30 protein-coding genes are annotated in these 20,668 nt (G+C 55.7%); 26 read left to right on the top strand and 4 right to left on the bottom strand.

What is annotated here, in order from left to right:
- Window positions 1-47: 47 nt before the first annotated feature.
- On the bottom strand, window positions 48-479 hold the full coding sequence (locus FEK46_RS19605) for a hypothetical protein (protein WP_135491715.1): 432 nt from the start codon (window positions 477-479) through the stop codon (window positions 48-50).
- Between FEK46_RS19605 and FEK46_RS24010 the strand changes: the two genes are divergently transcribed.
- A complete protein-coding gene (locus FEK46_RS24010; RefSeq protein WP_080107293.1) occupies window positions 478-669 on the top strand; it encodes a hypothetical protein in 192 nt (63 codons plus the stop codon). The genes FEK46_RS19605 and FEK46_RS24010 overlap by 2 nt on opposite strands.
- Before the next feature lie 19 nt (window positions 670-688).
- On the opposite strand, the gene FEK46_RS23580 is transcribed toward FEK46_RS24010, so the two are convergent.
- Window positions 689-961 (bottom strand): hypothetical protein, encoded by a 273-nt coding sequence (locus tag FEK46_RS23580; RefSeq protein ID WP_205714090.1) that lies wholly within the window; start codon window positions 959-961, stop codon window positions 689-691.
- On the opposite strand from FEK46_RS23580, the gene FEK46_RS23805 reads away from it, so the two are divergent.
- On the top strand, window positions 875-1,057 hold the full coding sequence (locus tag FEK46_RS23805) for a hypothetical protein (RefSeq protein ID WP_135491716.1): 183 nt from the start codon (window positions 875-877) through the stop codon (window positions 1,055-1,057). The two genes, FEK46_RS23580 and FEK46_RS23805, sit on opposite strands and share 87 nt — an antisense overlap.
- A 133-nt stretch (window positions 1,058-1,190) precedes the next feature.
- Here the strand turns inward: FEK46_RS23805 and FEK46_RS19585 are convergent, their stop codons facing one another.
- A complete protein-coding gene (locus tag FEK46_RS19585) occupies window positions 1,191-2,237 on the bottom strand; it encodes a phage portal protein (protein ID WP_135491718.1) in 1,047 nt (348 codons plus the stop codon).
- Window position 2,238: 1 nt separating this feature from the next.
- Window positions 2,239-4,008, bottom strand: a complete 1,770-nt coding sequence (locus tag FEK46_RS19580; protein WP_135559306.1) for a terminase ATPase subunit family protein — start codon at window positions 4,006-4,008, stop codon at window positions 2,239-2,241.
- A gap of 165 nt (window positions 4,009-4,173) precedes the next feature.
- Between FEK46_RS19580 and FEK46_RS19575 the strand changes: the two genes are divergently transcribed.
- From FEK46_RS19575 to FEK46_RS19460, 24 genes are all read left to right on the top strand, one after another.
- The gene (locus tag FEK46_RS19575) at window positions 4,174-5,028 is read left to right on the top strand and encodes a GPO family capsid scaffolding protein (protein WP_135491719.1); all 855 of its coding nucleotides are present in this window, start codon (window positions 4,174-4,176) and stop codon (window positions 5,026-5,028) included.
- A gap of 75 nt (window positions 5,029-5,103) precedes the next feature.
- Window positions 5,104-6,171, top strand: coding sequence for a phage major capsid protein, P2 family (locus FEK46_RS19570; protein WP_135491720.1), 1,068 nt, complete (start codon window positions 5,104-5,106; stop codon window positions 6,169-6,171).
- Window positions 6,172-6,174: 3 nt separating this feature from the next.
- Window positions 6,175-6,924 (top strand): terminase endonuclease subunit, encoded by a 750-nt coding sequence (locus tag FEK46_RS19565; RefSeq protein WP_135491721.1) that lies wholly within the window; start codon window positions 6,175-6,177, stop codon window positions 6,922-6,924.
- A gap of 93 nt (window positions 6,925-7,017) precedes the next feature.
- Window positions 7,018-7,527, top strand: coding sequence for a head completion/stabilization protein (locus tag FEK46_RS19560; protein ID WP_135491722.1), 510 nt, complete (start codon window positions 7,018-7,020; stop codon window positions 7,525-7,527).
- Window positions 7,527-7,730 carry a tail protein X gene (locus FEK46_RS19555; RefSeq protein WP_135491723.1) on the top strand — a complete coding sequence of 68 codons (204 nt, stop codon included), beginning with the start codon at window positions 7,527-7,529 and terminating at the stop codon, window positions 7,728-7,730. The genes FEK46_RS19560 and FEK46_RS19555 overlap by 1 nt, the downstream gene beginning before the upstream one ends.
- 3 nt (window positions 7,731-7,733) lie before the next feature.
- Window positions 7,734-8,030, top strand: coding sequence for a phage holin family protein (locus FEK46_RS19550; protein ID WP_000134662.1), 297 nt, complete (start codon window positions 7,734-7,736; stop codon window positions 8,028-8,030).
- Window positions 8,017-8,514: a glycoside hydrolase family 104 protein gene (locus FEK46_RS19545; protein ID WP_126347676.1), complete on the top strand. Its 498-nt coding sequence runs from the start codon at window positions 8,017-8,019 to the stop codon at window positions 8,512-8,514. Before FEK46_RS19550 ends, FEK46_RS19545 begins: the two co-directional genes overlap by 14 nt.
- Complete coding sequence (gene lysB / locus FEK46_RS19540; protein WP_019842439.1) at window positions 8,511-8,924, top strand: Rz-like lysis system protein LysB; 414 nt, start codon at window positions 8,511-8,513, stop codon at window positions 8,922-8,924. Before FEK46_RS19545 ends, lysB begins: the two co-directional genes overlap by 4 nt.
- On the top strand, window positions 8,827-9,069 hold the full coding sequence (gene lysC / locus FEK46_RS19535; RefSeq protein WP_236930590.1) for an Rz1-like lysis system protein LysC: 243 nt from the start codon (window positions 8,827-8,829) through the stop codon (window positions 9,067-9,069). Before lysB ends, lysC begins: the two co-directional genes overlap by 98 nt.
- The gene (locus FEK46_RS19530; RefSeq protein WP_135491724.1) at window positions 9,032-9,499 is read left to right on the top strand and encodes a phage tail protein; all 468 of its coding nucleotides are present in this window, start codon (window positions 9,032-9,034) and stop codon (window positions 9,497-9,499) included. Before lysC ends, FEK46_RS19530 begins: the two co-directional genes overlap by 38 nt.
- Window positions 9,492-9,941: a phage virion morphogenesis protein gene (locus tag FEK46_RS19525; RefSeq protein WP_001293098.1), complete on the top strand. Its 450-nt coding sequence runs from the start codon at window positions 9,492-9,494 to the stop codon at window positions 9,939-9,941. The genes FEK46_RS19530 and FEK46_RS19525 overlap by 8 nt, the downstream gene beginning before the upstream one ends.
- Window positions 9,942-10,009: 68 nt before the next feature.
- Window positions 10,010-10,645 carry a phage baseplate assembly protein V gene (locus FEK46_RS19520; RefSeq protein WP_135491725.1) on the top strand — a complete coding sequence of 212 codons (636 nt, stop codon included), beginning with the start codon at window positions 10,010-10,012 and terminating at the stop codon, window positions 10,643-10,645.
- The gene (locus tag FEK46_RS19515) at window positions 10,642-10,989 is read left to right on the top strand and encodes a GPW/gp25 family protein (RefSeq protein WP_135491726.1); all 348 of its coding nucleotides are present in this window, start codon (window positions 10,642-10,644) and stop codon (window positions 10,987-10,989) included. Before FEK46_RS19520 ends, FEK46_RS19515 begins: the two co-directional genes overlap by 4 nt.
- Window positions 10,990-10,995: 6 nt before the next feature.
- A complete protein-coding gene (locus tag FEK46_RS19510) occupies window positions 10,996-11,904 on the top strand; it encodes a baseplate assembly protein (RefSeq protein ID WP_135491727.1) in 909 nt (302 codons plus the stop codon).
- Complete coding sequence (locus FEK46_RS19505; protein ID WP_135491728.1) at window positions 11,897-12,505, top strand: phage tail protein I; 609 nt, start codon at window positions 11,897-11,899, stop codon at window positions 12,503-12,505. The genes FEK46_RS19510 and FEK46_RS19505 overlap by 8 nt, the downstream gene beginning before the upstream one ends.
- Window positions 12,502-13,518: a phage tail protein gene (locus FEK46_RS19500; protein ID WP_135491729.1), complete on the top strand. Its 1,017-nt coding sequence runs from the start codon at window positions 12,502-12,504 to the stop codon at window positions 13,516-13,518. The genes FEK46_RS19505 and FEK46_RS19500 overlap by 4 nt, the downstream gene beginning before the upstream one ends.
- Complete coding sequence (locus FEK46_RS19495) at window positions 13,518-14,114, top strand: tail fiber assembly protein (RefSeq protein ID WP_135491741.1); 597 nt, start codon at window positions 13,518-13,520, stop codon at window positions 14,112-14,114. Before FEK46_RS19500 ends, FEK46_RS19495 begins: the two co-directional genes overlap by 1 nt.
- 130 nt (window positions 14,115-14,244) lie before the next feature.
- Window positions 14,245-15,423 (top strand): phage tail sheath protein, encoded by a 1,179-nt coding sequence (locus FEK46_RS19490; RefSeq protein WP_135491730.1) that lies wholly within the window; start codon window positions 14,245-14,247, stop codon window positions 15,421-15,423.
- 15 nt (window positions 15,424-15,438) lie between these two features.
- Window positions 15,439-15,957 carry a phage major tail tube protein gene (locus tag FEK46_RS19485; RefSeq protein WP_135491731.1) on the top strand — a complete coding sequence of 173 codons (519 nt, stop codon included), beginning with the start codon at window positions 15,439-15,441 and terminating at the stop codon, window positions 15,955-15,957.
- 63 nt (window positions 15,958-16,020) lie between these two features.
- Window positions 16,021-16,356 carry a phage tail assembly protein gene (locus FEK46_RS19480; RefSeq protein ID WP_135491732.1) on the top strand — a complete coding sequence of 112 codons (336 nt, stop codon included), beginning with the start codon at window positions 16,021-16,023 and terminating at the stop codon, window positions 16,354-16,356.
- A complete protein-coding gene (locus FEK46_RS19475; RefSeq protein ID WP_309487114.1) occupies window positions 16,353-16,508 on the top strand; it encodes a GpE family phage tail protein in 156 nt (51 codons plus the stop codon). The genes FEK46_RS19480 and FEK46_RS19475 overlap by 4 nt, the downstream gene beginning before the upstream one ends.
- Window positions 16,501-18,945, top strand: a complete 2,445-nt coding sequence (locus FEK46_RS19470) for a phage tail tape measure protein (RefSeq protein WP_135491733.1) — start codon at window positions 16,501-16,503, stop codon at window positions 18,943-18,945. The genes FEK46_RS19475 and FEK46_RS19470 overlap by 8 nt, the downstream gene beginning before the upstream one ends.
- A 13-nt stretch (window positions 18,946-18,958) precedes the next feature.
- Window positions 18,959-19,444 carry a phage tail protein gene (locus FEK46_RS19465; RefSeq protein ID WP_105276375.1) on the top strand — a complete coding sequence of 162 codons (486 nt, stop codon included), beginning with the start codon at window positions 18,959-18,961 and terminating at the stop codon, window positions 19,442-19,444.
- Window positions 19,441-20,610, top strand: coding sequence for a phage late control D family protein (locus FEK46_RS19460; protein ID WP_135559305.1), 1,170 nt, complete (start codon window positions 19,441-19,443; stop codon window positions 20,608-20,610). The genes FEK46_RS19465 and FEK46_RS19460 overlap by 4 nt, the downstream gene beginning before the upstream one ends.
- Window positions 20,611-20,668: the final 58 nt, after the last annotated feature.

Genomic DNA, 20,668 nt, shown 5'->3' with positions numbered 1-20,668 from the left:
ACTCGCTTTCAGTGCTGACGGGGTTGAACAACGAGCCCCGCGAGGCGTTAGCTGGTTACCAGATTGACACCGAGGGTAAGCAGGTTTGTCACCGCACCGGCAATCACTCCCGGCGTCCCGTCTTTCACTGCACTGATAATCTTATCGCCCATTGTTTCATTACCGCCGAGCGCCTCGGGCTTTTTGTTAAGCACGGCGAGTGCTTTCTCGGTCAGGCGCACATCATAAAAATAGGTCTGGTGGTCTGTTCCGTACTGGATGTAGCCGTTTTCACTGAGAAAAGTGAATGTACCCTCAACCACACTACGCAACTGATTCAGTGCGTTCATTTCTGGTGAGTTAAGTTGTTCAAAGTAGTCATCAGGTAGCGCGGCGTTAAATTTTTCGTAAGTAATGACCTGTGGCACCGGGAAGTTATCCCATAACACCGCAAAAACTTCCGCCGTCTGCTGGTTAAATAATTCGAGGTTTTTGGACATGCATAATTCCCTTTCATCGATAGACCCGTTTGCCGATTGGGCAAAAAAGCTGACTGTAATGGCATCGAATAACGACCTGAGTTCTCGCGAGGTGGAAAGCTACACCGCAAAAATGGTCGACCAAGCCAGTAAAGATGAGCTTACGGTCGTTATAAAACACCTGTTAAACCACATCAGAATGCACAAATAAAAGGATCTATATCAATATGTTATCTCTCGTTTATGAAAATCCGTGGACGACGATTTTTCTGCTGATTGTTGCCAGTATGTGCCTCAATAGTGTTATTGGCGCATTGCGCGGCCAGTAATCGCGACAAAACCAGACCCAAACCGGCACCCTGAATGCCGGTTTTTTTATGCCATTTTCCCGCGATTTCCCCGTTTTTTAGCCGTGCATGCAACAGGTGCATGGTTTTGCATGCGTCGGGGTTGCCCGTTCTGGTCGTGCGCCGCCAGTGCTGGCGCGGATTCAGAGTGGTCATGCAACTGCATTAAAACCGACCCATAAAGCGGGCAGGCGTGGCGGGGAAAGCATTGCGCGCCAGCGGTGGTGCGTAATAATAAAAATTATCCTCTGAGCGCGTCGTGATGGCGCTGTAGTGGATGCTGTCGGCTCGTTGGTGGTCTGGTGTGGCCGTGCGCGTGTGGTGCGTCTGAGGAGTGATGATAGCGGGGTATGAAAAAGCCGCCATGCTGGCGGCTTGAGGGGGATTATTCCGGGTTGTCTAGGGTGTACTCTTTGAATCTGATGACCTCCATGCCGAGCCAGTCGTTTACCTCCCTGAACCTGTCCTGCAGGGGTGACAGCTCATTACGAACGAATACCTTTGCTACCTTCTCAACGTCACCGAGTGAACCGATATTCTCGGGCTTGCCGCCCATGAGCTGGAACGGTACGCGGTGCGCGTCCATCAGGTCGGCGGCACTGGCTTTCTTGATGTTGAAAAAGTCATCCTTTGTGGCTACCTCGCTTAGTGGCACGATTTTGATGCCGTCCGGTTTTCCACCAGGAGCGTAGAAAAACAGGTTCTTAAAGTTGCCGAGCCCTTTTGAGTTGCGCATCGCCTCGCGCAGCGATTCGACGTCGGTCGCGCTCTGTGCCGGGTCGGTCACATACATGATGTAACCTGCATGCGCGCCGTTCTGGTAATACTTGCGGCGGAACAGTGTCGCGGATTCATTCAGCCAGGCGGAATTAAGCGCGCTGAGATATTCGGGCAGACCGTAAATCTCCTGATTAATATCGGGCTCCAGCAGGTGAAACACGGTATTAGGGGCGAACTCGTGAGGCTGAGTGAAGTTTTCCACAAACCAGAAAATCGAATCGTCGACCCCGCGGCGGGTGTATTTGGCCGGTGAAGCCAGTAGCTTGATTAACCGGCCGGTGACGCTGTGGCGCTGCTCAAGAAAGGCGTTGCCGAATACCAGATAGTCGAGCGCAAAGCGGCTGAAATCCTGACGTGACAGAAGCGGGTGTGGAATGTAGGTGCTCGCGAGCACGTTGCGTTTAACGTAAATCGGCGAGCTGTGATGTACGGCAGAGCGAAGGCTCTTTGCCAGTCCGGAAAAGCTGACCGGCGGCTCGTACCATTTGCCGTTACTGATGCACTCAACGTAATCCAAAATATCGCGCTTATCGAGTACCGGCACAGGCTCACCGAAGGTGAACGCTGTCGTTTTTGGTGGTGCGCTGGCGGTTAGTTGTTGTGGCTTGCTGGCCTTCTGCGCAGCGGCTTTACGGGATTTTTGTTTACCCATTTTAGTTGAACTCCAGAATAGATTTAGGCTGCATGCCGCTACCGGCGGAAAGTGGTTCGTTTAACAGGGCGTGCATGGTCGCCCATGCGATATCGGCGTGACTGGCTTCCTCGGTGCGACTGGCCTCATAGGTGGCGCTGCGCCCGCTGCTGGTCATGGTTTTGCGGATGGACATAAACGACTGCGTGACGTCGGTCGCCCCGGCGTCATACTCCAGACAGCCACGGCGAATAGTGTCTTTTGCCTTGAGCACCATCGCGGTTTTCATTTCAGGCGTGTAACGGATGCCGCGTGCCGCCGGGTAGAATGAGCGCACCAACTGGAAAACGCCGAGGCCGAGGCCGGTTGCGTCAATGCCGATGTATTCGACGTTGTATTTCTCGGTCAGCTTGCGGATGCCCTCAGCCTGCGCGGCAAAGTCCATGCCTTTCCACTGATGACGCTCCAGCATGCGGAACTTGCCACCCGAGACCACCGGCGGCGCGAGCACGACGCACCCGGCACAGTCGCCAGTATGTGACGGGTCGTAGCCAATCCAGACCGGGCGTGAGCCGAAAGGATGGTCGGCGAACGGGGCAAAGTCCTCCCATTCTTCCATCACGTCGACCATGCAGCGCTGTAGTTCCTCGAACGGGAATACCGACGCTTTATCGTCGACAAACTCGCACATAAACAGGTTTTTAAAGTCCTCATCACTGTTTTCGCGTTTGAGCTGGTCGAGGTCGAACAGGGTACAGCCACCGGCAAGGGCGTCCTCAATGGTGACAATCTGCCGCCACTGTCCATCGTCGCAGAGCTGACCACCGGCGAGCGCGTTGTGACTGATGTCGATTTCGATGCGGTCTGCAATACGGCTGCGCCCCTTGTTGAACAGCTCACCAGACCAGAAGGGGTAAGCGCCGTGCGCCAGCGTGGACGGTGTCGAAAAGTAGGTTGAGCGCAGGTGCTTCTGCGAGGCCATGCCCGACGCGACTTTGCGCAGCTTCTGAAAATTCGGGATCCAGAATATTTCATCGACATACAGGTCGCCGTTATGGCTCTGCGCGGTGTTGGAATTGGTACCGAGAAAAATCAGCTTTGCGCCGTTGTTGCCGATGACAATCGGGTCGCCGGTCAGGTCGACGTCGACCAGCCGCGCAAACTGGATGATGTACTCGCGGAACACGTAAGCCTGCGTTTTACTGGCCGACAAAAATATCTGGTTGTGGCCGGTCTTGAGCGCGCGCAGCAGCGCCTCGCGGGAGAAATAGAACGTCGCGCCAATCTGGCGGGATTTGAGAATATCGCGAATACGGTGCGCCAGCCCTGCGCGGTACCACTGCAACTGGTACTCGAAAGACTGGTCGAAAAATAGTTCCTCCAGTTTCTCGATAGCCTCGTCGCTGAAAAAGTTCTTTTTCGGCTTTTTACGCTCGCCTTTGTTGCGGTTGGCGACATTGGGGTTTAGGTCGACCTCGTTGCCGGTCTGGCTGTAGCGGTTAACGCGCGCCAGTCGCTCAATCTGCCGCCCGAGCAGGTCAATTTCTTTGAAATCGCCGCCTGACTTTTGCGGCTTGGCGATGAGATGAATCAGGCGCGCCTCAAGGCTGCTTTCGACGCGGGAAATCGGTGCGATACCGTCCCAGCCGTCGCGCTGCTTCCAGCTCTGCACGGTCGGGCGCTTGACCTGCAGCATTTCGGCAATCTGTGGCACGGAAAAGCCCTGCCAGTAAAGCAGCGATGCCTGCCGTCGCGGGTCATGCAACAAGGTTGTATCGGTGGAAATGGTCATTGATGCCTCGCCGTAGTGGATTCAGGGCAAGGCTACTTAATGGCCGTCAGTGATTCGCTAAGGTGCTGTTGTGTGGGCGGTTGTCCAGTCGTCATTGGTGGTCTGGCGTGTCCTGAGTCTGGAAACTGGCGGTGACCAGTAACCCCAACCTCAGGACTCCTGACAATGGCAAAAAAAGTCTCAAAATTCTTTCGCATCGGCGTCGAGGGTGACACCTGCGACGGCCGCATTATCAGCGGTAACGATATTCAGGAAATGGCCGAATCGTTTGACCCTCGTGTCTACGGTTGCCGCATTAACCTTGAACATATTCGCGGTCTCTTCCCCGATGGTGACTTCAAACGTTTAGGCGATGTGGTTGAGCTGAAAGCCGAGAAAATTGACGACGATTCTGCGCTTAACGGCAAATGGGCGTTGTTCGCCAGAATCACCCCGACCGATGACCTGATTGCGATGAATAAAAAATTGCAGAAGGTCTACACCTCAATGGAAATTCAGCCGAATTTTGCCAATACCGGCAAATGCTACCTCGTCGGCCTTGCGGTCACCGATGACCCGGCGAGCCTCGGCACTGAATACCTCGAATTCTGCCGCAACGCGAAGCACAACCCGCTGCAGCGCTTTAAGGCCAACCCTGAAAACGTCTTTTCCGCCGCCACGCTGGCCGAGCTGGAATTTGAAGACGTTCCCGACACGGTGCTCAACAGCCTGGCCGATAAGGTGAAAGCCATTTTCAGCCGTAAGCAGGTCAGCGACGATGCGCGCCTGAATGATGTGCATGAAGCGGTGACCACCGTCAGCGAACATGTGCAGACCAACCTGACAAAACAGGACGAGCGCCTTTCCGCTATGGAAACCGCGTTTGCCTCCTTCAAACAGGAGCTGACCGGCAAGGTTGACGAAACCAGCCAGGCATTTTCCGCCCTGAAAGCCACCCTCGACAAAACAGAAAGTTTCAGCCAGCCGCGACGCACGAAAGCCAGCGGCGGTGGTGGCGATGAGCTGCTGACTGACTGCTGATAAACCGCAGACCGAAACCGGGCGGTAACCCCGCCCAATGCTGTGACTAACCGATTAATTCAAACAGGAAATACTATGCGTCAGGAAACCCGTTTTAAGTTCAATGCCTATCTGACCCAGCTCGCCAAACTGAACGGCATCAGCGTTGATGATGTCAGCAAGAAATTCACCGTTGAGCCGTCCGTCACGCAAACGCTGATGAACACCGTGCAGGCGTCATCCGCATTTCTGCAGATGATTAACATTCTGCCGGTCGCAGAAATGAAGGGCGAGAAAATCGGCGTCGGTGTGACCGGCACCATCGCCAGCACGACCGACACATCAGGTGACAAGGAGCGCCAGACCGCAGATTTCACCGCGCTTGAGTCCAACAAGTACGAGTGCAACCAGATTAACTTTGACTTCCACCTGACCTATAAACGCCTCGACCTGTGGGCGCGTTTCCAGGACTTCCAGCGCCGTATTCGCGACGCCATTGTCCAGCGCCAGGCGCTCGATTTCATCATGGCCGGGTTCAACGGTACCACCCGTGCTGACACCTCAGACCGCAGCAAAAACCCGATGCTGCAGGATGTGGCCGTCGGCTGGCTGCAGAAGTACCGCAACGAAGCCCCGGCGCGCGTGATGAGCAAAATCACCGCTGAGGGCGGTAGCGTTATTTCTGACGTGATTCGCGTCGGTAAGAATGGCGACTATGAGAACCTCGACGCACTGGTGATGGACGGTACCAACACCCTGATTGACGAGATTTATCAGGATGACCCGAAACTCGTTGCTATCGTTGGCCGTAAGCTGCTGGCCGACAAATATTTCCCGCTGGTGAACAAGCAGCAGGAAAACACCGAGTCGCTCGCGGCGGATATCATCATCAGCCAGAAGCGCATCGGCAACCTGCCTGCCGTGCGTGTGCCGTATTTCCCGGCGAATGCGGTATTCGTGACCACGCTGGAAAACCTCTCTGTCTACTTCATGGATGAGAGCCATCGCCGCAGCATTGATGAGAACCCGAAAAAAGACCGTGTGGAAAACTACGAGTCGATGAACATCGACTATGTGGTCGAGGCGTATGCCGCCGGGTGCCTGCTGGAAAATATCACCCTGGGCGATTTCACCGCACCTGCAGCAACGGAAAGCGGAGCCTAAACCATGACGAGCCCCGCACAGCGTCACATGATGCGGGTCTCGGCCTCTCAAGCCGCGCAGCGGGAAAAAGCCCCGCTGCGCCACGCAACCGCCTATGAGCAGATGCTGGTTAAGCTGGCCGATGACCGCCGCACGTTAAAAAACATCCGTTCAAACGAACGTAAAGCCGAGAAAAAGCGCGAGCTGCTGCCGTTCTATGCGCCGTGGGTCGCCGGTGTGCTGGCTGATGGTCGTGGTGCGCAGGATGACATTGTTATGAGCGTCATGCTGTGGCGTCTCGATGCCGGTGATATCGCTGGCGCGCTGGAAATTGCCCCCTACGCGCTGAAATACGGCCTCACCTCAGACCATCGTCGCACCACGCCTTACATGCTGGTTGAGGAGGTGGCGCTTGCGGCACTGCGCCTGCGCGATGCCGGTGAGCCTGTCGACCTCGTATTACTGTTGACCACCCTCAGCCTGACCGACGGCGCTGACGTTCCCGATATGGTGCGCGCTCGACTGCATAAGGTGACCGGCCTGACCCTGCGCGATGCCGGTCAGAGCGCCGAAGCGCTGACACAGTTTCAGCGCGCGATGCAGCTCGACCGCAATGCCGGTGTGCGCAAAGAGATTGAGCGACTGGAGCGCGCATTGAAGCCAAAGCCAGAGGCAGCACCCCGTAAAACGACTAAACCGCGCACGCGCAAACCTGCCAACAAACCGGCGGCAAAGCGCGGGCGTCCACCAAAGGCGGTAAAAACCGCCGGTTAACTGAACGCTCCCCGAGCCGGGCGGCACGCCGGTCAAAGCGGGTTTTGCCCCTGACGGCGACCGGCGTCCACCGCCCAACCTAATGAGGTTGTCATGACAACAGTAATACTGAATCAGCCCGACGAACCGCAGGACATACCGGGCGTGGTGATTCCCGCACCGGAAACGGGCGACGCAGTGATTAAAAACACGTTCTTTTTCCCTGATGTGGATCCGAAGCGGGTGCGCGAACTGATGCGCCTTGAGCAGACGGTTTCCGATGCGCGCCTGCGCAACGCCATCAAGACCGGCATGGCAGAAACCAATGCGGAGCTTTACGACTACCGGCTGCGCCAGATTGCCGCAGGGTTTAAGACACTGGCCGACGTGCCTGACGCCGAGGAAATCGACGGCGAGAATGTGCGAGTTTTCCACTACCTCAGCGCCGTGACGGCGATGGCGACAGCCACCCTGTATGAGCGTTATCGCGGGGTTGAGGCCACGGGCAAGGGTGACAAAAAAGCCGACAGCGTCGAAACCACCATTGATGACCTGTGGCGGGATATGCGCTGGTCGGTCTCGCGTCTGCAGGACAAGCCGCGCTGCATCGTGGGTCAGCTCTGATGAAAGTCTACGCGATGCAGGGCGACACCCTCGACGCGCTTTGCGCCCGGTATTACGGGCGCACTGAGGGCGTGGTCGAGACGGTGCTGCAGGCTAATCCCGGTGTGTCTGAGCTGGGCGTCATTCTGCCGCATGGCACGGCGATTGACCTGCCCGACGTGGCATCGTCACCCGTAACAGAAACTATCAACCTTTGGGAGTAAACCATGACAGAAGGGGAAAAAGGCGTCCTGTCACTGTTTGTGATTGGCGTGATGATTGTTGTCGGAAAAGTGCTGGCGGGTGGTGAGCCCATTACCCCGCGCCTGTTTATCGGCCGCATGCTGCTCGGCGGTTTTGTTTCAATGGTCGCCGGTGTTGTTCTGGTGCAGTTTCCAGATATGTCACTGCCTGCCGTTTGTGGGATTGGATCCATGCTCGGCATTGCAGGTTATCAGGTGGTGGAAATCGCCATTCAGCGCCGCTTTAAGTCACAACAGGGGGATAGCGATGCCGGTCATTAATACTCACCAGAATATCGCCGCGTTTCTGGACATGCTGGCCTATTCCGAAGGGACGGCGACGCATCCGCTGACGAAAAATCGTGGTTACGACGTCATTGTCACTGGCCTTGATGGCAAGCCGGAAATTTTCACCGACTACACCGACCACCCTTTCGCACATGGCAGACCAGCGAAAGTGTTTAATCGACGCGGCGAAAAATCCACGGCATCAGGGCGTTACCAGCAGCTTTATCTCTACTGGCCGCACTATCAGAAACAACTCGCATTGCCTGATTTCAGCCCGTTGTCGCAGGACAAACTTGCGATTCAGTTAATCCGCGAGCGCGGTGCCATTGAGGATATTAAGGCGGGGCGTATTGAGCGGGCAATTTCACGGTGCCGCAATATCTGGGCGTCGTTACCGGGTGCCGGTTACGGCCAACGTGAGCACAGCCTCGACAAACTGGTCACCGTATGGCGCACCGCTGGCGGGGTAATGGCATGAAAATCCTGATTACACTTCTGGTGCTGGCTGTGCTCGGGATGTTGTGGTTGCGCCATGAGAACGGCAATTTATCCCGCTCCTTTGAGACAGCAAACCGCGTCGCGAGCGAACAAAAGACGACGATTGGCATGCTGAAAAATCAGCTCAGTGTTGCCGGACAGCTTGCCAGACGTAATGAATCTGCGCAGGTGGCACTGCGTGAACAGCTCGCAAAGGCCAGCGAGGAAGCCAGCCGCCGTGAGCAGACAATAACGAGGTTACTTAATGAAAATGAAGCCTTTCGCCGCTGGTATAACGCTGCTCTGCCTGACGTTGTGCGTCGGCTGCACACCCGCACCGCCTGCGCCAGTGCCGGTGATTGTGGTCAACGGATGCCCGAGGGTGAGCCTTTGCCCGATGCCGGGAAGTGACCCGAAAACCAATGGCGACCTGAGCGCGGATATCCGCCGTCTTGAGGGCGCGCTGACCGCCTGCGCGCTGCAGGTCAAAACCGTCAAACACTGTCAGGATGAACTCGATGCAGAAGCACAAAAGCCTGCGCAAAGCGCTGATTAACGCCGTGCCGCAGCTCAGGAATAACCCCGATATGCTGCGCCTGTTTGCTGACAACGGCCATACCGATTCCCGGCTGGCGAGCTCGCTGTCGTTCGAAAAGGTGTATGTGCTTAACGTGGTGGTGACCGACTTCACCGGCGACCTCGATTTGATATTCGTGCCAGTGCAGGCGTGGCTGCGTGAACATCAGCCGGACATTATGACCACCAACGACGGGCGTGAGAAAGGATTCACCTGGATGATTGATATCAATAACGACGATTCGCTCGATATCAGTATCAGCCTGAGACTCACCGAGCGCACGCTCGTCAAAGAGGTCGACGGTGCGCTGCATGTCAGCTATGCCCCTGAACCGCCGCTGCCAGAGCCGGTGGCGCGCCCGGTCGGGCTGTACGTTAACGGCGAACTGGTGAGTAAGTGGGATGAGTGAGTTAACCGCACTGCAGGAACGTCTTGCCGGTCTGATTGCCAGCCTGTCACCGGCGGCGCGTCGGCAAATGGCGGCTGAGATTGCGAAAAAGTTGCGTACCAGTCAGCAACAGCGCATCAAGCGCCAGCAGGCACCCGACGGCACCCCGTATGCGGCACGAAAGCGCCAGCCGGTGCGGAGCAAGAAAGGTCGGATTAAACGTGAAATGTTCGCCAAACTGCGCACCAGTCGCTTTATGAAAGCCAAAGGCAGCGACAGTGCGGCGGTGGTGGAGTTTACCGGCAAGGTGCAGCGCATGGCGCGGGTGCATCAGTACGGGCTCAAAGACAGACCAAACCGCAACAGCCGGGATGTGCAGTACGAGGCGCGCCCGTTACTCGGTTTCACCCGCGACGATGAGCAGATGATTGAAGACGTCATTATCAGGCACCTCGGCAAATAAATATTGTGTGAACCACCACCGGAGCCGCGCGAATTGGCGCGACTCCAGACCAGAGGCATCCTTGCACTATGAATACGTTATCCACGATACAGGAGCTCGCGCGCGCGATTCGCAACCTCATCCGCTCAGGTGTGGTGACTGAGGTTGATACCGTGCAGGGGCTGTGCCGCGTACAAAGCGGCGGGATCCAGACTACATGGCTGAACTGGCTGACCACCCGCGCCGGTCGTTCGCGGACTTGGTGGGCTCCCTCGGTCGGTGAGCAGGTTCTGCTGCTGGCAATCGGTGGCGAGCTCGATACTGCTTTCGTGCTGCCGGGTATTTTCTCCGACGATAACCCCGCCCCGTCTGCCTCGGCGGATGCGTGGCATGTGGTTTTCCCTGATGGTGCGGTCATTGAGTACGAACCCGAGACCGGCGCGCTGACGGTCAGCGGCATCAAAACTGCCGACGTGACGGCATCGAAGTCCATCACCGCAACCGTGCCGCTGGTACTGGTGAAAGCCTCGACCAGTATCACCCTCGACACCCCTGAGGTGATTTGCACCAATAAGCTGACGACGGCGACGCTTGAGGTGCAAAAGGGCGGCACGATGAAAGGCAATGTCGAACATTCCGGCGGGTCACTGTCGTCTAATGGCAAGGTACTCCACCTCCATAAACACCCCGGCGACAGCGGCGGGACAACGGGTGCGCCGATATGACAGCGCGTTATCAGGGTATGAACCGAAATACCGGCCTCGGCATCAGCGATACCGAGCATATCAGCCAGAGCATGCGCGACATTCTGCTGACGCCGGTCGGCTCGCGGGTGATGCGTCGTGAATATGGCTCGCTTCTGTCGGCGCTGATTGATATGCCGCAAAACCCGGCGCTCAGGCTGCAAATTATGGTGGCGTGCTATTCGGCTATCCAGAAGTGGGAGCCGCGCATCAGGCTTACCGCCATCAGCTTTGAGACCGGCGACGCTGGCGAGATGTATGTCGATATTACCGGGATACGCACTGATACAGGTGCGTCAGTTTCAACCACTGTTTCACTGAGTTAAATCACTATGGCAACCGTTGACCTGAGTCAGTTACCCGTTCCCGACGTGGTTGAGGAACTGGACTATGAAACCATCCTTGCGGAACGCATCGCGACGCTGATTTCGCTTTATCCCGAAGACCAGCAGGAGGCCATTGCCCGGACGCTCGCTCTTGAGTCAGAGCCGATTGTTAAGCTGTTGCAGGAAAACGCCTACCGTGAAGTTATCTGGCGTCAGCGGGTGAACGAAGCCGCGCAGGCGGTGACGCTGGCCTACTCCGCCGGTAACGACCTCGACGTCGTAGCCGGAAACAATAATACCGAACGCCTGACCATCACCCCGGTGGATGACACCACCATCCCGCCGACACCTGCCGTTATGGAGTCTGATACCGACCTGCGACTGCGCACGCAACAGGCATTTGAGGGATTGAGCGTGGCGGGTCCGGTCGGTGCATATGAGTATCACGGTCGCAGCGCCGACGGGCGGGTCGCTGACGTTTCGGTCGCCAGCCCGTCGCCAGCCTGCGTGACGATTACCGTGCTATCGCGTGAGGGTGACGGCACTGCCAGCCCTGAGCTACTGGCGATTGTTGATAAAGCTCTGAACGCCGAAGATGTGCGCCCGGTGGCTGACCGGGTGACCGTCCAGTCAGCCGAGATTGTGCCGTACCAGATTGACGCGACGATCTACGTTTACCCCGGCCCCGAATCTGAACCCATCAGGCAGGCGTCAGAGCAGAAGCTGCAGAGCTACATCAGCGCGCAGCACCGCCTCGGGCGAGATATTCGCCTGTCAGCCATTTATGCAGCGCTGCATGTTGAGGGAGTGCAGCGTGTCGAACTGGCATCACCACAGGCCGACATTGTGCTGAGTAAGTCGCAGGCGTCGAACTGCACCGAGTACCAGATAACTACCGGGGGCTCGGATGAGTGATCGGCTGTTACCCGTTGGCTCGTCGCCGCTGGAAGTTGCCGCCGCTGCTGCACTCTCTGAGATTCAGCGCGTGCCGGTACCGTTGCGCACCCTGTGGAACTGGCGTACTTGCCCGGTAAACCTGCTGCCGTATCTGGCGTGGGCGCTATCGGTCGACAGGTGGGATGAGAAGTGGCCGGAGGCGACAAAGCGCAGCGTCTGCGCGTCCTCGTTTTTCGTCCATCAGCACAAAGGCACCATCAGCGCATTGCGTCGGGTCGTCGAGCCGCTCGGCTTTCTGATTGAAGTGCGCGAGTGGTGGCAACTCGACGAGGAGCCAGGCACATTCCGCCTCGTTGTTGGCGTACTCGACAGCGGCATCACTGACGAAATGTATCAGGAGCTTGAGCGCCTGATTGAAGACGCCAAACCGGCAAGTCGCCACCTGACCGGGCTGGCTATCAGTCTGAGCTCGACCGGCGAACTGTATGTCGGCGCGGGATGCTATCACGGCGAAGCGCTGACTGTTTACCCCTACACCCCCGAGGAGATTGTCGTCGGCGGTGAATATTACCCGGCCTCGGCCATCCATTTGATTGATAACCTGAGAGTGAACGCATGACCGCAAAATATTTTGCCATTCTGACCAATCAGGGCGCGGCGCGGCTGGCGAACGCGGCGGCACTTGGTACCAGACTCAACCTGACGCAAATGGCCGTCGGTGATGCGAATGGTACGCTGCCGACCCCTGACCCGGCGCAGACAAAGCTCATTAACCAGAAGCGCATTGCGCCGCTGAACCTTCTGACTGTTGACCCGGCCAATACCAGCCAGATTATCGCGGAGCAGATTATTCCCGAGAATGAGGGCGGTTTCTGGATCCGAGAGATTGGTCTCTACGATGACGACGGTATTCTAATTGCCGTAGCGAACTGCCCGGAGACCTACAAGCCGCAACTGCAGGAGGGAAGCGGCCGCACGCAGACCATTCGCATGATTCTGATTGTGTCGAACACATCGGCAATTACCCTTAAAATCGACCCATCGGTCGTGCTGGCAACGCGTCAGTATGTTGACGACAAGATTATCGAGGTGAAAGCCTATGCTGATGACCTGATGGCAACACATCTCGCTACTGCCGACCCACATTCGCAGTACCTAAAAGCGGCGGATATTGATAAATATATTCCGGTTGGCTTTCCGCTACCGTGGCCACAGGCAACGCTGCCGGTCGGCTGGCTGAAATGCAATGGAGCAGCTTTTGATAAGGTGAAATATCCAAAGCTGGCAGTTGTCTATCCGACAGGAGTATTGCCTGATTTGCGTGCTGAATTTCTCCGCGGCTGGGATGACGGGCGCGGCGTTGATGGCGGACGTTCATTACTCAGTTCTCAAGGGGATGCAATCCGCAATATCACGGGTAGTTTGGGATTTATTACGATGGTAGGGAATAGCGTTGCTGACGGGGTATTCACCATCGGTGGGGCGCAGAACATAGTAAATTTAGGCATTGATGGAAATCCGACGACATTAGCCCAATTCGCTTTTTTTAACGCTGCAAATGCGGGCGTACCCGTGGCAGCAGAAAACCGCCCACGAAATATTGCGTTTAATTATATTGTGAGGGCTGCATGATGGCTAAAGCGACACTGAATAAGAACGGCATTGCCACAAAAGCCGGAGACATGACAGTTTATAACTACCACGGTGACACCCGTGAATATCTGGCTTCCTCAGTAGAGTTTCTGGCTGCGGGTGTCGGAATTCCGGCTAACTCATGCATAGATGCGCCGGTCGAAGAAAAAGACGGTTTTGTTGTGTGTCGTACGGTCAGTCTTGGCGAATGGGAGTATGTGAGAGACCACCGAGGCGAAACAGCATATGACATGGAAACTGGCCAGCCTGTTAAGATTACCGAGCTAGGTGATTATCCTCCGGGTATGACCACAATCGAACCATTAACACCTTATGACCGCTGGAATGGTAACGCATGGATTACCGATAAGGACGCTCAAAAAGATGATCAGATTGCTGATGCAGAAAAGAAGAGAATCGAATTTCTGGCCAAGGCGAAAAACACTATTAGTCTCTGGCAGACGGAGCTGCAGCTTGGAATTATCGGGGATGCTGACAAAGCAAGCCTCATTGCGTGGATGAAATACATTCAGGCGCTGAACGCAGTCGACACTTCCACGGCACCGGATATCGAGTGGCCGGTTAAACCGGAGTAATGCAGGCGGGCTGATGCCCGTCTTTTTTATGATTTGTTTATGTGCCATCGCCTAGCCATCGCCGACAAATAGCCCCTCACTAGACCAGCCAGGACAATAACACTCGCCCACTAACCACGGAGTTAACCGGATGAGTGATTTTCACCACGGCGTGCAGGTGCTTGAGATTAACGACGGCACCCGCGTCATATCCACTGTTGCAACCGCAATCATCGGCATGGTCTGCACGGCCAGCGATGCGGATGCGGCAACCTTTCCCCTCAACGAGCCGGTACTGATTACCAATGTGCAGAGCGCCATTGCGAAAGCCGGAAAAAAAGGCACGCTGGCCGCGTCCCTGCAGGCCATCGCCGACCAGTCAAAACCTGTCACCGTTGTCGTGCGCGTTGCCGAAGGCTCTGGCGATGACGCCGAAGCACAGACTATTTCTAACATTATCGGCGGCACGGATGAAAACGGTAAATACACCGGTATAAAAGCGCTGTTAACTGCCGAAGCGGTAACCGGCGTTAAGCCGCGCATTCTAGGCGTGCCGGGTCTCGATACCAAAGAGGTTGCAGTCGCACTTGCTTCGGTCTGTATCAACCTGCGCGCGTTTGGCTATGTCAGCGCATGGGGCTGTAAGACCATTTCCGAAGCGATGGCCTATCGCGAGAATTTCAGTCAGCGTGAGCTGATGGTCATCTGGCCTGATTTCCTTGCATGGGACACCACCACGAACGCCACCGCAACGGCCTACGCTACTGCGCGCGCACTCGGCCTGCGTGCTTACATCGACAAGACTGTTGGCTGGCACAAAACTTTGTCTAACGTCGGCGTGCAGGGTGTTACCGGCATCAGCGCATCAGTTTTTTGGGATTTGCAGGCATCCGGCACCGATGCTGATCTGCTCAACGAGGCAGGGGTCACGACACTGGTGCGTAAGGATGGCTTCCGCTTCTGGGGTAACCGCACCTGCTCTGATGACCCGCTATTCCTGTTTGAGAACTACACCCGCACCGCACAGGTGCTGGCTGACACGATGGCTGAGGCACACATGTGGGCGGTCGACAAACCCATTACACCGACACTCATTCGTGACATTGTCGACGGCATTAACGCCAAATTCCGCGAACTGAAATCTAACGGCTACATCGTGGACGGCGAATGCTGGTTCGACGAGGAATCGAACGACAAGGAAATCCTCAAGGCCGGGAAATTGTATATCGACTACGACTATACGCCGGTTCCACCACTGGAAAGCCTGACCCTGCGACAGCGTATCACCGATAAATATCTGGTGAATCTGGCCGAATCGGTCAACAGCTAAGGAGCCTGAAACTACATGGCACTACCCCGCAAACTCAAATATCTGAACATGTTCAACGATGGCCTCAGCTACATGGGCGTTGTTGAATCCGTGACGCTGCCGAAGCTGACCCGCAAGCTCGAAAACTATCGCGGCGGCGGTATGAATGGCGCGGCGGCGATTGACCTCGGTCTCGACGATGATGCGTTAACCGTCGAATGGTCTGTCGGTGGCCTGCCCGATGTGGCGCTGTGGGCGCAATACGCCGCGCCGGGTGCTGACGCCGTGCCGCTGCGTTTTGCTGGCTCTTACCAGCGCGACGACACTGGCGAAATCATCGCGGTCGAGGTGGCCATGCGTGGCCGTCATAAAGAAATCGACGGCGGCGAGAATAAGCAGGGTGAAAACACCTCGACCAAACTGTCGACCGTTTGCACCTACTACCGCCTCACGATTGATGGTAGCGACGTCATCGAAATCGACACCGTCAACATGGTCGAGAAGGTGAACGGCGTCGACCGTCTGGAACAGCACCGCCGCGCAATCGGGCTGTAAATCCCTGACCGGTCAGTGCTACTGGCCGGTTATTAATTCCCTTTCAGAGCAGAGAAAAACATCATGGCAAAAGCACCACGTAAAACCGCTGAATTTGTTGATACGGCTGGCAATGAAATTGACACCGTAAACCCGTACGTCGTGACTCTCGACAAGCCGATTAAGCGTGCCGGTCAGACGATTGATAAAGTCACACTGATTGAGCCGAACGCAGGTACCCTGCGCGGTGTCAGTCTGGCAGCGGTGGCGCAGTCCGAAGTCGATGCGCTGATTAAAGTGCTGCCCCGCATGACCTATCCCGCCCTCACGGCGCAGGAGCTTACCGCGATGAACCTGCCCGATATGCTGTCGCTGGCCGCTAAGGTGATTGGTTTTTTGTCACCGGCTTCGGCGGAATAGATTTCCCGCCCGACCTGTCGACCGATGACCTGATGGCGGATATAGCGGTGATATTCCACTGGTCGCCATCAGAGCTCTATTCCCTGAGCCTGACCGAGCTCATCACATGGCGCGAAAAGGCGCTGCAGCGTAGCGGAAACCACAATGAGTAATAACCTGAGGCTTGAGGTTTTGCTGAAAGCGGTCGACCAGGCGACCCGACCGCTTAAATCCATTCAGGCTGAGAGTAAAGCCCTGACGGCGGATATTCGCGACACACAAAAAGGGCTGCGTGACCTTAACGGGCAGGCAGCAAAAATTGACGGCTTTCGTAAGGCCAGTGCACAACTGGCCGTAACGGGACAGTCGCTTGAAAAAGCGAAGCGTGAAGCCGAGGAGCTTGCTACCCAATTTAAAAACACCGAGCGACCAACTCGTGCGCAGGCGCAGGTGCTTGAATCGGCAAAGCGTGCGGCTGATGGTCTGCAGGTTAAATACAACAGCCTTACCGAGTCGATAAAACGTCAGCAACGCGAGCTGGGTGCGGCGGGAATTAATACCCGCAACCTTGCCAATGACGAGCGAGGATTAAAAAGTCGCATAAGTGAAACGACGGCGCAGCTTAACCGCCAGCGCGAGGCACTGGCGCGCGTCAGTGCACAGCAGACGAAATTAGTCCGGGTGAAAGAGCGATATAAATCAGGCAAGGAGCTTGCCGGTAACATGGCCGCTGCAGGTGCCGCCGGGGTCGGTATCGCGACAGCGGGAACGATGGCCGGGGTTAAATTACTGATGCCCGGTTATGACTTTGCGCAGAAAAATTCCGAACTACAGGCTGTGCTCGGAGTCGATAAACAGTCGCCTGAAATGCAGGCTCTAAGCAAACAGGCGCGCCAGCTCGGCGATAATTCCGCAGCCTCTGCCGACGATGCCGCAGGTGCTCAGATCATTATCGCAAAAGCAGGTGGTGATGTGGCCGCAATTCAGGCGGCCACACCTGTCACGCTGAACATGGCTCTTGCGAACCGTCAAACGATGGAAGAGAACGCGAAGCTGCTTCTCGGTACCAAAAACGCATTCCAACTTTCAAATGATAAGGTTGCTCATATTGGCGATGTATTGTCAGCGACAATAAATAAATCAGCTACTGACTTTCAGGGGTTAAGTGATGCCATGACTTATCTGGCTCCTGTAGCCAAGACGGCGGGAGTGAGCCTTGAAGAGGCAGCAGCAATTACCGGTGTGCTGCATGACAACACCATTACCGGCTCAATGGCCGGTACAGGTGGTACCGCTGTTGTTAGTCGACTTCAGGCTCCAACCGGAAAGGCATGGACGGCACTTAAAGAGCTGGGCGTAAAAACCTCTGACAGTAAAGGAAATATGCGCCCCATCTTTACTATTCTGAAAGAAATTCAGACAAGTTTTGATAAGCATAAGCTCGGTAATGCGCAGCAGGGGGAATACCTTAAAACGATTTTCGGAGAGGAAGCGCTGAAATCGTCAAACGTGTTACTCGCTGCTGCTGCCAGTGGCAAGCTCGACGAACTAACTGCAACGCTGAAAACCTCGAACGGAAAAACGGCGGAACTCGTTAAAATTATGCAGGATAACCTCGGTGGCGACTTTAAAGAGTTTCAGTCTGCCTATGAGGCCGTCGGTACCGACCTCTATGACCAGCAAGATAGCTCATTGCGTCAGCTAACTCAGACAGCAACACGGTATGTGCTAAAACTTGATGACTGGATCAAAGACAACAAGGAGTTAGCGGAAACTATCGGCATCATCGCCGGTGGTGCGCTGGCGCTGATTGGTATCATCGGCGGCATTGGTCTCGTTGCGTGGCCGGTTGTCATGGGGATTAATGCCATTATCGCCGCTGCTGGCGTGCTGGGTACGGTCTTTACTGTCGTCGGTAGTGCCATTGCGACAGCGCTCGGTGCGATTACCTGGCCGATAGTGGCCGTCGGTGCGGCGATTGTTGCGGGGGCGCTACTCATCCGTAAATATTGGGAGCCCATCAGCGCATTTTTCTCGGGAGTGATTGAGGGCATCATGAGTGCCTTTGCCCCAGTCGGGGAAATGTTCGCCCCGCTGGCACCCATCTTTGATGGCCTCGGTGAGAAGCTGCGCGGCGTCTGGCAATGGTTTAGAGACCTGATTGCACCGGTCAAGGCCACGCAGGAGACGCTCGATAGCTGCAAAAATGTTGGCGTCATATTTGGTCAGGCACTGGCCTCTGCCTTGATGGCTCCGCTCAATGTTTTTAACAAGCTGCGCAGCGGTGTCGACTGGCTTCTCGAAAAGCTCGGCATCATCAACAAAGAGTCGGACAGCCTCGACCAGACCGCCGCCAAAACCAATGCCGCCACACAGGGTAATTCCTATATCCCGGCAACCAGCACATATGGCGGCTATCAGGCTTATCAGCCAGTTACCGCACCGGCGGGGCGCTCTTACATTGACCAGAGCAAAAGCGAATACAACATCAATCTGCCGGGAGGTGTTGCGCCGGGGCATCAGCTTGACAGACAACTACGCGACACGCTCGAACAGATTGAGCGCGATAAACGCGCCCGCCAGCGTGCCAACATGACCCACGACTATTGAGGGGGATTAAACGATGATGCTTGCTCTCGGAATGTTTGTGTTTGAACTTCGCACCCTACCTTATCAGTCGATGCAACACTCGAAAGATTACCGCTGGGTATCTAATGACCGGGTCGGTAAGCCGCCTGCGTATCAGTTTCTTGGTGAGGGGGAAACATCTCGCCAGCTTGCCGGTACGCTTTACCCTGCAATTACCGGCGGTTGGATCTCCCTCAAGGCTGTCGAGGTGATGGCTAACGAGGGCAGAGCATGGCCGCTGATAGAGGGAACCGGCAACATTCTCGGGATGTATATCGTCGACAGAGTATCGACCACGCACACTGAGTTTTTCAGCGACGGTGCAGCCAGAAAGATTGATTTCACTCTTTCGCTTAAACGGGTCGACGAATCACTGACGGCGATGTTTGGCGACCTGAATAAACAGGCCAGTGAGCTTCTCGGCTCTGCCGGAAATGTGGCCGATAAGCTGCAGGGTTCGCTCGGAGGACTTACAGCATGATTACGGGCATGACCATTGACGCCAGTGCCAGCCTTGCACCGGCATTTATGCTGACGCTGAACAGCCAGGACATTACCAGCAATTTTAGTGACCGGCTGATTTCTCTTTCCATGACCGACAACCGGGGCTTTGAAGCTGACCAGCTCGACATTGAGCTCGACGACTCTGACGGCAAAGTCGAATTACCCCTGCGCGGGGCAGTGCTGACGTTGTGGCTTGGCTGGCAGGGTTCGGCACTTCTGAATAAGGGTGATTTCACGGTCGATGAGATTGAGCACCGGGGCGCGCCTGATACCCTGACCATCCGTGCACGCAGTGCAGACTTTCGCGGTTCGCTCAATTCCAGGCGTGAAGAATCATGGCATGACACCACCCTCGACGAACTGGTCAGCACCATTGCGAAACGCAACAAACTGACGGCCAGCGTAGCGGATGCACTAAAAAAAATCCCAGTATCGCATATCGACCAGTCGCAGGAGTCCGACTCGGTATTTCTGACCCGACTGGCTGACCGAAACGGAGCTGCGGTATCAGTGAAAGCGGGGAAACTGCTGTTTATGAAAGCGGGGAGCGCGACGACGGTCAGCGGTAAGCCAATTCCGCAAATGACGTTGACCCGTAGCGACGGTGACCGTCATCAGTTTGCTATCGCTGACCGTGGGGCTTATACCGGCGTAACCGCTAAATGGTTGCACACTAAAGACCCGAAGCCGCAAAAGCAGAAAGTTACGCTGAAACGACAGCCAAAAGAGAAACACCTGCGCGCACTGGAACACCCGAAAGCAAAGCCGGTCAGCAAAAAGACAAAGGCCAAAAAAGAGCAGGAAGCACGCGAGGGTGAGTACATGACCGGTGAAGCCGATAACGTGCTGGCGCTTACGACGGTCTACGCATCAAAGGCACAGGCGATGCGCGCCGCTCAGGCTAAGTGGGATAAGCTGCAACGAGGTGTTGCCGAGTTTTCAATTACGCTGGCGCTCGGTCGCGCTGATTTATTTCCCGAGACGCCAGTGCGCGTATCAGGCTTTAAGCGCGTCATAGACGAGCAATCTTGGTTAATCAGTAAGGTAACTCACAATCTGAATAATAATGGCTTCACGACGGGGCTAGAGCTTGAGGTTCAGCTTTCGGAAGTGGAGTACAGTTCAGAGGAAGATAGAGATTGAAAAAGCAAATCATAACTTGCAAATGCAACCCTAGAGTTTATTATTCCCTCAAACGCGC

This window comes from Escherichia sp. E4736 (assembly GCF_005781225.1).
GTDB lineage: Bacteria > Pseudomonadota > Gammaproteobacteria > Enterobacterales > Enterobacteriaceae > Escherichia.
The sequence above is the reverse complement of the archived record's forward strand: the minus strand, read 5'-3'. Positions and strand labels throughout refer to the sequence as shown.

Coding starts and splice junctions, on each gene's coding strand:
- FEK46_RS24010 (WP_080107293.1), top strand. CDS start 478: ATGCATAATTCCCTTTCATCGATAGACCCGTTTGCCGATTGGGCAAAA.
- FEK46_RS19605 (WP_135491715.1), bottom strand. CDS start 479: ATGTCCAAAAACCTCGAATTATTTAACCAGCAGACGGCGGAAGTTTTT.
- FEK46_RS23805 (WP_135491716.1), top strand. CDS start 875: ATGCAACAGGTGCATGGTTTTGCATGCGTCGGGGTTGCCCGTTCTGGT.
- FEK46_RS23580 (WP_205714090.1), bottom strand. CDS start 961: ATGACCACTCTGAATCCGCGCCAGCACTGGCGGCGCACGACCAGAACG.
- FEK46_RS19585 (WP_135491718.1), bottom strand. CDS start 2,237: ATGGGTAAACAAAAATCCCGTAAAGCCGCTGCGCAGAAGGCCAGCAAG.
- FEK46_RS19580 (WP_135559306.1), bottom strand. CDS start 4,008: ATGACCATTTCCACCGATACAACCTTGTTGCATGACCCGCGACGGCAG.
- FEK46_RS19575 (WP_135491719.1), top strand. CDS start 4,174: ATGGCAAAAAAAGTCTCAAAATTCTTTCGCATCGGCGTCGAGGGTGAC.
- FEK46_RS19570 (WP_135491720.1), top strand. CDS start 5,104: ATGCGTCAGGAAACCCGTTTTAAGTTCAATGCCTATCTGACCCAGCTC.
- FEK46_RS19565 (WP_135491721.1), top strand. CDS start 6,175: ATGACGAGCCCCGCACAGCGTCACATGATGCGGGTCTCGGCCTCTCAA.
- FEK46_RS19560 (WP_135491722.1), top strand. CDS start 7,018: ATGACAACAGTAATACTGAATCAGCCCGACGAACCGCAGGACATACCG.
- FEK46_RS19555 (WP_135491723.1), top strand. CDS start 7,527: ATGAAAGTCTACGCGATGCAGGGCGACACCCTCGACGCGCTTTGCGCC.
- FEK46_RS19550 (WP_000134662.1), top strand. CDS start 7,734: ATGACAGAAGGGGAAAAAGGCGTCCTGTCACTGTTTGTGATTGGCGTG.
- FEK46_RS19545 (WP_126347676.1), top strand. CDS start 8,017: ATGCCGGTCATTAATACTCACCAGAATATCGCCGCGTTTCTGGACATG.
- lysB (WP_019842439.1), top strand. CDS start 8,511: ATGAAAATCCTGATTACACTTCTGGTGCTGGCTGTGCTCGGGATGTTG.
- FEK46_RS19530 (WP_135491724.1), top strand. CDS start 9,032: ATGCAGAAGCACAAAAGCCTGCGCAAAGCGCTGATTAACGCCGTGCCG.
- FEK46_RS19525 (WP_001293098.1), top strand. CDS start 9,492: ATGAGTGAGTTAACCGCACTGCAGGAACGTCTTGCCGGTCTGATTGCC.
- FEK46_RS19520 (WP_135491725.1), top strand. CDS start 10,010: ATGAATACGTTATCCACGATACAGGAGCTCGCGCGCGCGATTCGCAAC.
- FEK46_RS19515 (WP_135491726.1), top strand. CDS start 10,642: ATGACAGCGCGTTATCAGGGTATGAACCGAAATACCGGCCTCGGCATC.
- FEK46_RS19510 (WP_135491727.1), top strand. CDS start 10,996: ATGGCAACCGTTGACCTGAGTCAGTTACCCGTTCCCGACGTGGTTGAG.
- FEK46_RS19505 (WP_135491728.1), top strand. CDS start 11,897: ATGAGTGATCGGCTGTTACCCGTTGGCTCGTCGCCGCTGGAAGTTGCC.
- FEK46_RS19500 (WP_135491729.1), top strand. CDS start 12,502: ATGACCGCAAAATATTTTGCCATTCTGACCAATCAGGGCGCGGCGCGG.
- FEK46_RS19495 (WP_135491741.1), top strand. CDS start 13,518: ATGGCTAAAGCGACACTGAATAAGAACGGCATTGCCACAAAAGCCGGA.
- FEK46_RS19490 (WP_135491730.1), top strand. CDS start 14,245: ATGAGTGATTTTCACCACGGCGTGCAGGTGCTTGAGATTAACGACGGC.
- FEK46_RS19485 (WP_135491731.1), top strand. CDS start 15,439: ATGGCACTACCCCGCAAACTCAAATATCTGAACATGTTCAACGATGGC.
- FEK46_RS19480 (WP_135491732.1), top strand. CDS start 16,021: ATGGCAAAAGCACCACGTAAAACCGCTGAATTTGTTGATACGGCTGGC.
- FEK46_RS19470 (WP_135491733.1), top strand. CDS start 16,501: ATGAGTAATAACCTGAGGCTTGAGGTTTTGCTGAAAGCGGTCGACCAG.
- FEK46_RS19465 (WP_105276375.1), top strand. CDS start 18,959: ATGATGCTTGCTCTCGGAATGTTTGTGTTTGAACTTCGCACCCTACCT.
- FEK46_RS19460 (WP_135559305.1), top strand. CDS start 19,441: ATGATTACGGGCATGACCATTGACGCCAGTGCCAGCCTTGCACCGGCA.